7 protein-coding genes are annotated in these 13,607 nt (G+C 47.2%); 1 reads left to right on the top strand and 6 read right to left on the bottom strand.

Features of this window, described 5'->3' with window-relative positions:
• Window positions 1–104: 104 nt before the first annotated feature.
• From ALKIM_RS0104270 to ALKIM_RS0104295, 6 genes are all read right to left on the bottom strand, one after another.
• Complete coding sequence (locus tag ALKIM_RS0104270; RefSeq protein ID WP_218916662.1) at window positions 105–1,808, bottom strand: alpha-L-fucosidase; 1,704 nt, start codon at window positions 1,806–1,808, stop codon at window positions 105–107.
• Between the two features lie 44 nt (window positions 1,809–1,852).
• Window positions 1,853–2,968, bottom strand: coding sequence for a carbohydrate-binding family 9-like protein (locus ALKIM_RS0104275; protein ID WP_235714374.1), 1,116 nt, complete (start codon window positions 2,966–2,968; stop codon window positions 1,853–1,855).
• A gap of 273 nt (window positions 2,969–3,241) precedes the next feature.
• Window positions 3,242–4,747 carry a pectate lyase family protein gene (locus tag ALKIM_RS0104280; protein ID WP_026473564.1) on the bottom strand — a complete coding sequence of 502 codons (1,506 nt, stop codon included), beginning with the start codon at window positions 4,745–4,747 and terminating at the stop codon, window positions 3,242–3,244.
• 69 nt (window positions 4,748–4,816) lie between these two features.
• A complete protein-coding gene (locus ALKIM_RS0104285; protein ID WP_162148795.1) occupies window positions 4,817–6,418 on the bottom strand; it encodes a DUF5123 domain-containing protein in 1,602 nt (533 codons plus the stop codon).
• Between the two features lie 21 nt (window positions 6,419–6,439).
• Window positions 6,440–8,311 carry a RagB/SusD family nutrient uptake outer membrane protein gene (locus ALKIM_RS0104290; protein WP_026473566.1) on the bottom strand — a complete coding sequence of 624 codons (1,872 nt, stop codon included), beginning with the start codon at window positions 8,309–8,311 and terminating at the stop codon, window positions 6,440–6,442.
• A 13-nt stretch (window positions 8,312–8,324) separates the two neighbouring features.
• Window positions 8,325–11,621 (bottom strand): SusC/RagA family TonB-linked outer membrane protein, encoded by a 3,297-nt coding sequence (locus tag ALKIM_RS0104295; RefSeq protein WP_026473567.1) that lies wholly within the window; start codon window positions 11,619–11,621, stop codon window positions 8,325–8,327.
• 647 nt (window positions 11,622–12,268) lie between these two features.
• Here ALKIM_RS0104295 and ALKIM_RS0104305 point away from each other — a divergent pair.
• Window positions 12,269–13,510, top strand: a complete 1,242-nt coding sequence (locus ALKIM_RS0104305) for an SGNH/GDSL hydrolase family protein (RefSeq protein WP_044117739.1) — start codon at window positions 12,269–12,271, stop codon at window positions 13,508–13,510.
• The last annotated feature ends 97 nt before the right edge of the window (window positions 13,511–13,607 follow it).

The following is a 13,607-nucleotide window of genomic DNA, read 5'->3' on the forward strand; positions in this document are numbered from 1 at the left end:
GAAGTGTTAAACCTCAAAACCGATGCTTTTAAACAAACAGAAAAGTATCAAAAATCGACACGCCCCTGGGTCGAAACCCGGAACAGGGCATGGCGTCTTTTACATTAATTACTCTCGATAACCTGTCCCTCTTCTGTGTAGAGTGACACCGGACCATCCAGCAATACTGCTATCACAGTCATTTTTGGGTCCAGCACCGAATCGGGCACATCCACGTAGGCAATTCCCGGTACATGACTCCAATAAAGTTTTCCGATAATTTGGTGCGACAATTTGGTGCCGTTTCCTACCACCCAAATGCGGTTAATATTATTCTTCAGCCCTTTGATGGCCAGAGGTCCATTGGGTTTTCCATCCACAAGCAGATAAAGAATGGTCTTATCGGCCGACAAGAGTGAAGCACCGGCATAATGTGCTGAGGCAATGCCATCACCGGCCACATCAATCACCGGAGCGTGTTTCTCATACCAGCGCGCATCCTTGCTCATCTCTTCCACAACTTTTAGAGAGTGCGACACAGCAACCTCTCCCAACTCCAAAGGCTTGCTTAAATCAAGCGCAATAACTGTAACCATTGGGTCTATAACCGACTTAGGCACTTCTATCGTCAAATCACCGGATTTCCGGTCGGTTTTGTAAGTTAGTTTGGTATCGCACCCTACCACGCGTGCGCCCTTCACTTTTGAGCGAACACCACGGATTGTCAACGGGTGATTTGGTGCATGGTCGATGTACAGAAAAAGCGTTTTCTGGTCCTTGCTCACAGCCGACAATCCCGGAAAATGGCCTTCGGGCATTCCAGCGCGCGTGCCATAGATAGCCTCTGAGTGCTTCCCGGTCCAGCGGGCAAACTCCTTGAGTATAGCCAACTGCTCTTCAGGAATGGAGCCATCCTCTTTTGGTCCAATGTCCAAAAGCAAATTACCACCTTTACTGATGACATCCGCAAAGGTCCAAATCAGTTGAAAAGGCGTTTTATAGTTGTGGTCGTTGTGCTGGTAACCCCACGAATCGTTCATGGTGAGGCATAGCTCCCAGTAAGGATTCTCAGGAGAGACAACCGGCACACCCTGTTCAGGCGTTTCATAGTCGCCATATCCTTTCAGACGGCTGTTGATGATTACATTCTTGTTGTAACCCACCAACTTTTCGCGAAGTTGAGCCGCGCGCCACTCATCTGCCGAGTGCTCCCAGTCGCCATCAAACCAATAGAGGTCCGGATTGTATCTTGCCGATAATTCCCCCATCTGACCAAAGTAAAAGTCTACAAACCTACCCCAGCGTGCCGGGTCATTGGTGTACCGTACTTTTTCGCGCGTAAAAGCCGGATAATCAGGGTAAGACCAATCTATCAGCGAATAATAGAAACCCACTTTCAGCCCCTTATCGCGCATGCTGCCTACAAACGGCGCCAGCAAATCGCGCCCGGCAGGCGTGTGATCCACCACATTGTAATGGTCAAAATCACCTTTCCAAAGTGCCACCCCATCGTGATGTTTGGTGGTAATCACAGCATAACGCGCCCCTGCTTCACTAAAAAGTCTGGCCCACTCATCGGTATTGTACTGCGAAGCTGTGAAGCCATCCAACTGTTTCATGTAGTCCTTGTGCGAGATATAGCCGTTAAAAAACGACCATGATTCGTCAATGCCATCCACGGCATAAATGCCATAATGAATAAAAATACCCAATTTGGCATCTTTAAACCACTCCATGCGGCGGGCTTTCTCTGCTTCCGACTCCCCCGCAGCTACGGAGAAAAAAGCCATCATCAAAATAGCCGCCGATAAAAACAAATGCTTCATCATAACCAATTATTTATATTCTGTTTCATAAACACAATCTCCATCACCTAATTTCCAACACCCGCACTCCAGGTGCGTCCTTCCGCGTTAATAAACCATCTTCTGTCGCTTCCGGGTCTGTAAGCCATAATCTCGTAGGTGTGCCATCCGGTGCGCAATTCGGGCATAAACTGAAGTCCCTCCACATTAAAACCCACCTCAGCCAGTTCTTGTATGTCTGATGCATAGCGATGGTGCATGGCCCTGAAGCGCCGCATGGCGTAATATACATTCCGTAACTCCCACTTTACACGTTCATCGGGGCATATTTCGAAAGTTTCAGTGCCGCTACCTGCTGCTTTGCCCGAAAAAAATACAAAACCCCACATTTCGGGCCGGTGCATGTCTATGGCGCCTTGTGGCGACCACACCCAGTTCTCCTCGGGTCTTAGTCTGCCCGTTTCGGCAACAATCTGTCGCTGATACTCGCCATCAACCACATCCGTATGCCACTGCACACGGCTAAAATTCACACGCCAATTGCTTCCCGGCGCAGGCATCTGCCCCCGGCTGAATTCCCACATAGCCTTTAGCGGGATGGCAATCTCTACAAACCAGCGTCTGTCCACGTCATTCGCATTGTTCAGTGTGCCATCAATGTGTACGGCTGTTTTCAGACCGTTTATATCCCAATTATTCACTGGCGGTCCCCCATCTCTGTATGGCCGCACCAGCAAAAGGTCCCAAACCGTATTCAAGGCATTAATTTCCAATTCATAATAACCGTGGGTATCGCCATTGGGGTCAATAAACACCTCAAAATCGTTGTCATGAAATATCACCGCATCGCGCTGCGTAATTTTCGCCCAAATATGCGGCTCTTCCATCTCGGCAGCCACATAAAAGTAGTCATCGTCCCACAACATTTTGGCCCGCGTGCTAAATGGCGGATTGGGTCTCACATCGCCCTCTATGTCAATAAAATCTTGGGTCCACGGCACATTTTTCCAATCGGCCTCATTGGGCAACCCATCAATTGTGATAGGTCCGGTGGCGCGGTAACACGTATATGTTCGCGGACTAAAATCCACTCCCGAACCATCCTTCCAATAACGATTTCCATTGTCACCAAAAGCTGAAATCACCACTCCCGCAAAAAACAATATTAACCCGATTTTCATCATACATTAAAAGTTTGCCACAGCGCAATATCTAAATTTTCATAGAATAAAACAAACTTTTATAAATTTTTCTAAAAAGATAGATACAAAAAATAACATTTGGGCGTGCCCCGCCTGGGGGCGGGTCGGGCTTTCCGCTACAAGTCCTCGCTCGTCCCTCACTGCGGTCTTTTCGCTTCAATCCCTCACGCAGCATCAAGCAACAAAACCGCAGAGAAGCCGTCATCAACTGGCCTCCCTGCGGTTTTCAACAAACAAATAAACAGATTCGAAATACTATTCCACTTTGCTTTTGCCATCCATAATGTGCTGCACCAGGCTGTTGATATACACCTCAATGTTATCGTACCCCGTGCTCAAATCACGACCGTTGGCCTCATTTTTTGAAGGGTCCAAACCTTTTTCAACTTTCCAGTTGTCTGGCATTCCATCTCCCGAAGTATCAACAGGCGCTGCTATTGAGTTCAACACAGGCCACCCGCCCACATCGTGATGACTATCGATGATGCCATGGGTGCTACCTCTGGAACCCTGATGCGTATAAGTTCCGTTTTTAACCTCTTCAATCACACGCGCATCCACCGCATCGCGCACAAGCGAAGCCCCACCATATTGCACTATCAGGTCAAACGCCGCCTGCGGTGTATGCGTAGTCACATTGTTGTTGATGGGATGTGGCTCAACCATGCGCATGGCGGCTTTGTCCGCTTCGGAAACCGTTCCGTAGCTGTGGTGAAACTGGTTGTAAACCCCAAAAGTCCAATTGTCATTGGTAGCGCGTGTGCTGCCTTCCACAAAATTTCCATCAATAAAAAACTTACCCCAAATGTTATAGGTGGCACGGTTGGCATCACGCGTGTATTTGTCGATGGACATGATGCGCTCCCGGTGTCGCGAAGCCGGTCCCGGCTTATAATAGTTATTCACAATGTTGATGTTGCCCCCTTCGGCACCATACGCATTGTTGTTGCCCCAATTGTAAAGCACATTGTTGCGAAAATCCACCAGATTTGTAAGCGCGTAGGCATCGCCCTCGGCTTCACCAAATCGCGGCACGCGGCTGTCGTGGTGTGCCAGGAGGTTATGATGAAACGAAGCACGGCGGCCGCCCCAGATGGCTCCATAGCCGTGCGCACCTTTGTCGTGTGCCGAATTGCGCAAACTCTCCGAAATGATGCACCATTGCAGCGTAAAATCATCGTTCTGGTAAAAAGAGACGCACTCATCGGTGCTCCAGCTCATGGAACAGTGGTCGATGATGATATTTTTACGAAACCTGCCGCCTACAGCATCTGCTTCCACCCCGGCATCATCACCCAAACGAAAACGCAAAAAGCGAATGATGACATTGTCGGCATCTACATACACCTCGTTGTTAGCCAAGGTGATGCCATCTCCGGGCGCTGTTTGTCCGGCAATGGTTAAATCGCCATGGCGAATGGTCAGGCGCGTGAGCAACTGAATGGTACCCGACACCTCAAACACAATGATGCGCGGACCTGATTGCTGCACGGCTGCCCTAAAGCTGCCGGGGCCAAAATCATTGAGGTTGGTAACTTTCAGAACCCGTCCGCCCCGTCCGCCTGTAGTATATTTACCAAAACCTTCGGCACCGGGAAAAGCAAAGGCCTCCTCTTCAACCGGCTCGGGTCTGATGATGGGTTCCTCTACCTCATCATCCGGAATGGGCTCAATATCCACCTGCGATTCACTTTTTGTGCATGAGAGCATCATAAAAGCAATTACAATCAGAGAATTGATTACCATTTTATTATGAATCATAGACTTGGAATTTGTTAAACATCAGGTGCGCAATATGTAACTGCACACCTGATGTTTAAATTTTAAAAGTTATCTCCAACGCGGGTCACCCGATGTGGTGCGGCCAGGAAATGCCACATCCACAATGGTGAAATTGCCATTGGCCGGGTCGGCAAACACTTGAGCGGAACTTCTGATGTATGGTGCAATGGCACCAAAGGCGTACGCCTCATTCATTATAAAATCGCTAAGCGCATAACTGCCGAGTACACTCAAGGTACCATCCACATAAGGATTCACCGAACGGGCACTTTCATCCTCCTTATAATCGCCCACATAGTAGAACTTACCAAATATGGTGTTGCGAACAACCAATTGGTTGGGAATATTTGCGGCATTGTTGTCAAGGTTAAACAAATAACGCGCATGACGAATGGCATTGTAGAATGTGCAATTCTCAATCACATAAGAACTTCCGGGATTGTAAATGCCAACTACGTCGCCATTCACACCGCTGATGGTAGAATTGCTGATTACCACACTCTCCATGCGGAACGGCGCGTTACGAGTAGCACCATTCACCACACCAAAATCGCCAATATTGGCCACAATTGAATTGTTAATCTGCACCAATTGAACCTGAGTTGCATTGGCAGTATTCTGCATCCTGATTAGCCCACGGAACGTGTGTGCATAGCAGTTGTCGATGATTATCGTGTGCAGATTGGTCGTCTTGTTCTCATTCAGCAGATAATCAGCAGTGTTGCTCTTACCATGAATCTCCACATTGCGGATAATGAGGCTTTCGTTGTTGGCATGAAGTGTCATCGAAGTGGTTTCGATACGTGGCTTAACACCAGCCGGGTTACCCATTATCACCAGATTGCGGATGGCCGAACTGATTGTTGGTCGTTCAATGGCATAACTTGCACCGGCTTCGAGCACCAGAATCAGGTCGCTGCTGGCAGAAGTCATCAGTATATCACGCAAGTCATCGGTAGCCGAAATAAACTGATAGCCTTCGGGGTAAGCTCCAAAGGTGGTGTACATGTAACGTCCACGGCGGTTCTCGTCGCGGTAAATACCCACCACATAATAGGTATCAGGCTTTAGGTTATCAACTTTCTTGTAACCAGACTCTTTCTCGGCATCCGTCAGTTCAATGATAACCACATCATCACCCTGAGCCTGGAGTTGCAAATGTGTCACATTGCTGCCCGGAATCCAGTTCAATTCAAGATAGTTCGCGTTGGCTGCATCGCTGAAGCCGGGAATTACCTCTTCAAAAATCTGTTCTCCAAGCGTTACAAAAGTGAGCACATGATACTCCGACTCAGGGATCCCTTTACCACTAAGAGATTTGATGCGGGCCGAATAGCGCGTGTCGCTATACAGGTCCAACAGCGTAATAGAGTCACGGTCGGCTGCCAGTTCATAACTTACAGGATTAATAAACTCTAAGCTATCGCGTGACAGCTCCAGAATATAGTTTTCAGCCCCCCGTACTTTTTCCCACTCAAGGCGTACCGAAGTGGCCCTGATGGCTTCTGCACTGAACATTGGCGGCCTGAACATTCTTGAATAACTATCATCCACAGGGAAATCATAATCTTTACAGGATGAAAACCCCATAAGGATTACACCGGCAAACAGTGCTCCCTGAAATAACTTTATCAGACTATTATATTTCATAATACGTTTCATTTTTGATGGTTAAAAACCGAGGTGCTGTTGAATTTTACCCTGCGACTCACTGATAACGTTGAGCGGAATCGGGTACAGGTGACGGTTATACACGCCGGCATTGTTGTTTATCAACCCGGAACTGAATACCGACACACGCTCCATCCATGACTCCTTATTGGCATCGCTGGCATCAAACCAGTTTACCGATGAATATATCTCCTGAAGCGCTTCATCCAGAGAAATACCCATGTTGTCATAGAAGTTAATGGAAGCACGGTCGATGTTCTCGTTGTTATCCTCAAACTTATAAAAGATACGCTGCGGTAACTCGCCATGCAGGGGATGTTGTCTCAAAACAAACATTTGTGCCAGTGTTTCACGCTGCTCTTGTATTTTATCAACCAACAGATTCCATCTAATGAGGTCATACTTGCGGATGGCTTCTCCGCCAAACTCAAACATACGCTCGTCCACAATGGCATTGAAGAAAGCGGTTTCGCTGTTGAGAGACGCCACGTAGGCATCCACTTTGGCGGCCTGGTTGGCGGCAGAAAAAGCTCTGCGGCGCACCTGAGCCAAAGCATCTTTGGCTTCAGCAGTAGGGCCGCCATTCAAGGCGTTTTCAGTTTCGGCAAACATCAGCAGCACATCGGAATAACGCATCATTGCCCAGTTGATGCCATACCCCCGCTTGTTGCTGGCTGCAAGGTTTCCGGAGAGCCATTGGTCATTCATCCAGCGTTGGTCCCATTTCTGGAAGTTAAACGAGAGTGGGTTGCCCTGAAAAAACTCTTGCGGCACGGCACCATTGCCATAGGTATAGTAGGCCACTGTGATATCACGACGTACATCCTCCCTATCAAAAGCATAAAAGTAATACGCGCTGGTGTTTACCACGTTGGTGTTATTTCCATATCCATATTTTGGATTGTTATTGAAACGGATACCAATGGAATAGCCCATTTCACCATGCTGACCAAGACCAAAAGCCACTTCAAACAGATTCTCATTGAATGCTGCATCAAGCTGCAAAGCATTCAGATTTCGCCACACACTTGCATAGGAAGGATTGAGGCGATGAATACCTACTTCGATGATTTCACGGGTCTGCTCATTGGCAATCTCATAATAATGTCTCCAGTTGTCACCACGCTCGGTTGGAAATCCATCTTTGTTACGGATGGAATAGCCACCACGATAAAGCGCCGCACGGGCTGCCAGACCTTTGGCAAATCCTTTGGTGATGCGCTCAGAGGTATAACCAGACTGGTTTACCCATGGCAGATACTCAGCGGCTTCGAGCAAATCCTCGATGATGGCATCGTAAATCACATCTCTATCGGTAACAGGCAGATAGATATTTGAACCATCGGCTTTGGTCGACTCCTGCTTGAAAGGCACATCGCCAAAATGCTTAACAAGCTCAAAATAGGCAAGTGCTCTTAACGAAAGTGCCTCTCCAAGGTAGGCAGCCATCCGGTTGCGTGTGTCACGGTCGTTGCTGCTGAGCAGAGGACTTTCACGAATGCCTTCTATGGCAAGGTTGCTGCGCTCCACCATACGATAAAGCCACGTCCAGGTGTTGTTGAAATGACCATTTTCCGGTCTTCCAAAATAGTTGGAGTAACCACGGTTACCCGCATCGTTATAACTTGCTGCATCGGCTCCAACAAACTCTATGTCGGAGTTGGTAGCAAAGTTCAGCGGCAAACGGGCCGAGTAGGTATGATCTTCAGTCATGATGTTGTAGATTCCGACGATGGCATACTCGGTATAAGCCACTGTTGAGAACACCACATCATGTGTAAATTCTGAGGGTGAAGCCGTGTCGAGAAAGTCATCACAAGACATCCAGCTAAAACTCAGTGCAAATAGTAATATATATGCTAATCTTTTCATAATCAACTGCTTTTTAGAACGTTATATTTACCCCGCCAAGTATTGAGAAACTCTTGGGATAGGCAGAATAATCCACTCCGGGAGTCATTGGTATGGCACGTCTTGTATCCACTTCCGGATCGAAACCGGTATAATTGGTGAATGTGTGAAGGTTGTATCCACTTACATAAAACCTCAGCGTTTCGATATTTACCATCGAACTGATTGTTTTAGGCAGCGTATAACCTAGCGTGACAGTGTTAATTCGCAGGAATGATCCATCTTCAATAGCCCAAGAGTGAAGCGGCGTGGTGGTCATAATCGGATGCCAGATGGATGCATTGCCGTTTAGCTCCTGAAGTCGTTGCGGATTGGCGTTGGCACCGTAATAGATATTGTGGCCATTTGCAGGGTCAATTGTCAGGAAGCGCTGATCCATACTCATGAAATCCTGAATGTTCTGATATCGCCGCGTAAGCAGGAATGAGGAGAAGTCTATTTTGTTGGCATTGTACACATCGTTGCCGTATGACCAGTTCATAAACACCGAAAAGTCAAAACTCTTGTAACGTCCGGTGATGTTGAAACCTCCTGTGTGCAATGGGTTGGCATTCCCAATTATCTGACGGTCATGGGCATCAATAACGCCATCGGGCTCGCCATCCGGTCCACTTACATCCTTAAATTTCAAAGCGCCAGGGCCAAAATGCCGGCCTGCAGATGTCAGTGAAGCGTTGCCTGGCACACCATCTTTAAGCACCCATCCGCTCTGGTTGGTAGGATTTCCGTTTGCATCATGTACCCACACAAAATCAAAATCATCAAAAGAATACATCCCATCGGTCACATAACCATACATCTGACCCACGGGGCGTCCTTCCTGAATGATATAGTCCTCCTGTGGCTGAGCCGTGCCGTTCCAACCTGAACTGTAGAGTTTGAAATTTTCGTCACCATTACGGAATTTATCCACATTGTTGCGGTTAAACCCAATATTGAAACTTGCCGATAAAGAGAAGTCGCGTCGCTGAATGAGATGTCCGTCGAGACTCAGTTCTACACCTTTGTTGGATGTCTGCCCCACGTTCTGAAACTGCGTATTGTATCCCGATGCAGTGGCAAGGGGCGCCTCCACAAGTAAATCTTTGGTCGTGTTCCAATACACATCCACCATACCTGAGAGGCGGTTGTTGAAGAAACCAAAATCAAGACCTGCATTGCGCGTATAGGTGGTTTCCCATTTCAAATCGGGATTGTGAAGCGATGAACCCGGAACCAGATAAGAGTCTGGCGTTTCGTTGGAATAGTAAATTTTGCCACCGGTGGTGCGATAAGACATTTTCCAGAGACCATCACTGATACGGTTGTTACCTGCAGTACCGTAACTCACACGCAACTTAAGGTTAGATAACCAGTAAGCCTGGTTCTCAAGAAAATTCTCCTCAGACAAACGCCATGCAAAAGCAGCCGATGGGAAATATCCCCACTGATTGCCCTGCGCAAACTTGCTGGAACCATCGGCCCGGAAAGTAAGATTCAGCATGTACTTGTCATACAGACTGTAGTTGGCTCGGCCAAAAAATGAGGCCATGTTATTTTGCTCACTAATGCGCGACTGAATGGGCTGCGGCGTTCCGAGGTTGAACATGGCAAGTACATCGGCAGGCGTCATGTCAGATGGAAAATACTCTGCATAGGCAGTCAACGTGGTGTTTTCAGCCGATGTAACTTCCTGTCCAATCAGCAGATTTACAGTATGACCCGGCAACCAGTTGCGCTTGTTCAAGCTTAAAGTATTGGCATTTCTCCATGAGTAGCCATCGCGTGTGAAGATTTGTGCCACAGGCTGTCCGCCGCGATTCTTTGATTGTGAAGTAGAAGGACCCCAAACCTGGTCAGTCCTATCCTGGCGGAACTCATATCCCCACTCACTGCGAAACGACAAATCCTTCACAATTTCCCAGTTGAGAGCCGCACCAAAATTGTTGGCAAAACGTTTTTGGCGTCTGTAATCGTCCAGTGTTGATTGAACAGGGTCAAACAAGAGACTTTCGGTTTCGGGACTAATCATACCCAAATCATCTTCCAGCGTGCTGTCAAAACCCCGTAATCCCTGAGTAGGTGCATACTTCACAGAGTTTCTCAAGCGCGTGGTGGACCCTGAACCCGATGACACACCTGCGCCATCAATAACAGTATGGTTCATGCGGGTATTAAAATCGATGTTTACCCGGTCATTGAGTTTGCTGTTAAGTTTTAGATTGATGTTGTTACGTTCAAACCCGGAGCCAATCATGATGCTCTCCTCGTCGGCACGTGACAGACTCAGATTGTATCGGGTGTTGTCACCGCCACCGCTGATGCTGGCATTGTAGTTCTGAACAGTTGCGGTACGTCCAAACACCTCATCCTGCCAGTTGGTACCTCTTATGGATTTGTAAATCTCCAAATCGTCATACACACCGTAATATTTTGCAAAAGCTTCGGTCTGTCCCAATTCATATTGATACATCACATACTCGTAAGGATTAAGTACACCAAGCAAGTCGGTCACCTTACGAACGCCCATATAGGAGTTTACGTTTACAGTTACACGACCGGGCTGTCCGCTGCGGGTGGATACAATCACTACGCCGTTGGCACCGCGCGCGCCATAAATTGCAGTTGAAGAAGCATCTTTCAGCACGTCGATGGATTGGATGTCGCCGGGGGGAATGTCAGAAATGCTGTTAACAGGGAATCCATCCACAATAAACAGTGGCGAGTTGTCCTGGCTGATGGAACCTCCACCACGGATTCTGATTTTTATCTCGGCATCGGGCGAACCTTCAGTTGTTGTAACCGACACCCCTGCCATACGGCCTGTGATGGCTTCGGCAGCAGAAGCTACCGGAGCGTTGCGCAACACGGACTCGCTAACCGACGATACTGCACCGGTAAGGTCGCGACGCGTTGTGGTTCCGTATCCAATGGCTACAACCTCATCCAGAATTGTTGTTTCCGGCGAGAGAGCCACGTCGATACGTGCACGTCCTGAAACAGTCTCTTTGTGCAATTGGTAACCAATAAAGGAGTAAACCAGTGTGGCATTGCCATCGGCATTTAACTGATAGTTACCATCAATATCAGTAATGGTTCCCTGAGTTGTTCCCTCAATAATGACGTTCACGCCAGGAATGGGTTCGCGAGAACCGGCTTCTGTCACAGTACCCCTGACCGTCACCGACTGAGCCATAAGGGTATTTGTTCCCATCAGCAATAATAAGAGCGTAAAAAAACTCTTAAAATTCAATGCTGACTTCATTTTGCTATCAACACTTTTTTTGTTCATAAGCGCATACATTTATTTTTTCTGGTTAACAATTCTCATGACAGCCGACAAACGACTCCATGCTCCATGCTTAAAAAGTGTTGCTAAATTAGCCTGTACCCAGGCAACGGATGTGTAAAAACTGTTGTAAAGGCTGCACATATTGACATGTGGGATTTTAGCATCATTTACCCGATGCTGAATAACACAGAATACCAAATTGGGAAAACAGCGCCCAACAACCCTGATAAAACCACTTCAATGGTGCATAAACACTAAGAGGCAAGAAATTCAACCTACAAACATCTGCTACATCTCAAATAAATAAAAAGGCGATAAGAGCGGAGACGATTTCGAGATAAAAACAAGTTTAAAAAAATTAACTTCTCAGAGTAATGGTGCAATTCAACCGGCCAGCACAGCAAGCAAAAACTAATTTTTACACCCTAAAAGACCAGATTTTACACAGATGCGAACCAAATCTGCAATCAGGAGTATTTCAAAACCCGTAAATGCAAAAAACAATTAAAGTATCTAATACAGAAGGTGAAACCGTTATATTTGTAAATGTCCATTAAAGATTCAGATGTTTCTGAATAAGCAACACACTTAAATTCAACAACAAAACAACATTCACCCTCGCAATAGCTAAACTAAATAGATACAACATGCTTAGACGCTTTTTTTTTAAATCACTGCTCCTTCTAAAAACATTACTATTTATCATCTTAACAGGAGCCTGTAACCTTTCGTCCCAAACCAACACAACCAAGCATTGGGTTGGCACATGGGCCACAGCACCTCAACTGGTTGAGCCACACAACATGCCACCGGCACCCGGATTAACCAACAACTCGCTGAGGCAGGTGGTGAGAGTCTCAATAGGCGGTGACACCTTACGTTTGAAGCTCTCCAACGAGTTCAGCACATCGCCGGTGACCATTCACTCGGTTCAGATTGCCGCTTCTACAGGCGGACACACCATTGACATATCCACTAATAAGGAACTTACTTTTGATGGCGCATCAAACTTGACGATGGAACCAGGAGGCACAGTTATTTCTGACCCAGTTGCGTTTCACCTGAAGCCAAGGATGGATGTGGCCATCACGATTTATTATGGTGAAACATCCGAAACTGTCACCGGACATCCCGGGTCAAGAACTACATCGTATATCATACCTGGAAACGATACGCAGGTGACAGATTTTTCAGGTGCCATCACCGCAGAGCGTTGGTACAATATCAATCGCATTGATGTATTGGCTCCGGCGAGTGCTGCCAATGTTGCAATACTGGGTAATTCCATAACCGATGGGCGGGGTTCTAACACTGACAAACAGGACAGATGGCCCGACATTTTATCGGAAATCTTGCTTAAAAACAGTGAAACCGAGCAAATTGGTGTGCTAAACATGGGCATTGGAGGCAACGCGGTGCTGGCAGGCGGACTGGGCCCCACAGGTTTGAGCCGGTATGAACGTGACATACTCAACCAACCCGGGACAAAATGGGCTATCATCTATCATGGCGTAAACGACATAGGCGGCGTGAGAACCGAACAGGCAGCCATCGACAAAGCAGATGCACTTATTGAAGCATACAAAAAGATGATTTCAGAGGCTCGTGAAAGGAACATTACAGTTTTTGGAGCCACCATTCTGCCTTTCAAGGGCAATTCGTACTATAACGAACACAGCGAAAAATGCCGCGAAACTGTGAATGATTGGATTCGAAACAGCGGATGGTACGATGCAGTAATTGACTTTGACAAGGTTATGCAAAGCCCCGAAGACCCTGCCAAATTGGTATCAACCTTTCAAAATGACGGGCTGCATCCTGATGCTGAAGGTTATCTGAAGATGGGCAGTTCGGTGGATATCAACCTGTTTATCAACACAAAAAAGTAGAACTTTATCTTTACAAACCAACAAATTGCCGGCTTTGGTTCACTGTTTATAACAGAAGGCCAAAGCCGGTTCTTTTACTATGAGAACGACAAGTTCA

The sequence above is a fragment of the Alkaliflexus imshenetskii DSM 15055 genome, assembly GCF_000517065.1.
GTDB classification, from domain to species: Bacteria; Bacteroidota; Bacteroidia; order Bacteroidales; family Marinilabiliaceae; genus Alkaliflexus; species Alkaliflexus imshenetskii.

Excerpts from the sequence above, each read along its gene's own strand:
- ALKIM_RS0104280 (WP_026473564.1), bottom strand. The coding sequence starts at position 4,747 with ATGATTCATAATAAAATGGTAATCAATTCTCTGATTGTAATTGCTTTT.
- ALKIM_RS0104275 (WP_235714374.1), bottom strand. The coding sequence starts at position 2,968 with ATGATGAAAATCGGGTTAATATTGTTTTTTGCGGGAGTGGTGATTTCA.
- ALKIM_RS0104305 (WP_044117739.1), top strand. The coding sequence starts at position 12,269 with ATGCTTAGACGCTTTTTTTTTAAATCACTGCTCCTTCTAAAAACATTA.
- ALKIM_RS0104295 (WP_026473567.1), bottom strand. The coding sequence starts at position 11,621 with ATGAACAAAAAAAGTGTTGATAGCAAAATGAAGTCAGCATTGAATTTT.
- ALKIM_RS0104270 (WP_218916662.1), bottom strand. The coding sequence starts at position 1,808 with ATGATGAAGCATTTGTTTTTATCGGCGGCTATTTTGATGATGGCTTTT.
- ALKIM_RS0104290 (WP_026473566.1), bottom strand. The coding sequence starts at position 8,311 with ATGAAAAGATTAGCATATATATTACTATTTGCACTGAGTTTTAGCTGG.
- ALKIM_RS0104285 (WP_162148795.1), bottom strand. The coding sequence starts at position 6,418 with ATGAAATATAATAGTCTGATAAAGTTATTTCAGGGAGCACTGTTTGCC.